The organism is Oleiphilus sp. HI0079 (assembly GCF_001635105.1).
The window spans coordinates 1-871 of record NZ_LWFT01000137.1 but is presented as its reverse complement, the minus strand read 5'-3'; the positions used below and the strand labels follow the sequence as shown (position 1 = coordinate 871).

Below are 871 nucleotides of genomic sequence, written 5' to 3'. Positions count from 1 at the left end.
GCCAATTAAAGATGAAAGGCTATCTCGGCCCGGAAGACTTGCACATTAGTAACAATGGTAATGGGTTCGGTGCGGTCGATTCTAATGGTAATGGTGTGTTTGACGATGCAGAGTTAGCTGCAAGCACAGGGGTGGGTGATGCCAACTCGAAGATCACTTGGAGCGCCTACACCATGATTACTGATATGGAGTTTTACCTTGATATCGCTGGTGTTCAGATCAGGGATATGGCGATTCATAACAAACGGGGTGATCTAACGGGATTGGATGGAACCTCTTCGTTTTATTTCGCGCACTCTATACGAGAGATTTATGCAGTAAGAAACGTTGTACCAAAAATGAGATCAGATGGCACCGTAGATTTTGTCGATGGCATAGCGATCAATACGCGCTTTAAAGGCGATATGGACATTAAACATCTATCATTCGGTGATACGAATAAGTCCATTGGTGAGTTGTATTGGACTGATATAGAGTCTGATACTCGCTGGGTTATTTCTGCGCACTAGTTGGAAATCATACTACTGTTAAAAACCCGCTTGTTTGAAGCGGGTTTTTTCGTTTAAGAGGAAGGGACTATTGGATAGTCTAGTGTTTTTGAATGCTATGACAGCGATGTTGGTGATTATTGACCCTATTGGAACTGCGTTGATCTTCAATGCGCTTGTTGGTGATAGAGGGTTTCGTCAGCGTGTCAAAATTGCGTTAAAGGCAGTATTGATAAGTATGCTGTTAATTGTTGTGTTTGCTCGGTATGGTCAGAGTCTGCTCGCTCAGCTAGGAATTAGTATTGAGGCGCTGAGGATTGCAGGAGGGCTGCTTCTATTCTATTCTGCATTCCACATGGTTTCGCAAAAACTTGAGTACAAGA

General features: G+C 43.3%; 2 protein-coding genes. Both read left to right on the top strand.

Going from position 1 to position 871, the window contains the following annotated elements; all coding sequences use genetic code 11:
• Positions 1-509 (top strand): hypothetical protein (locus tag A3750_RS25710; protein ID WP_197474810.1); only part of this gene is annotated, 509 nt, incomplete at its 5' end.
• 70 nt (positions 510-579) lie between these two features.
• Positions 580-871: MarC family protein (locus A3750_RS02105; protein ID WP_197474809.1), on the top strand; the 292-nt coding region annotated here is incomplete at its 3' end.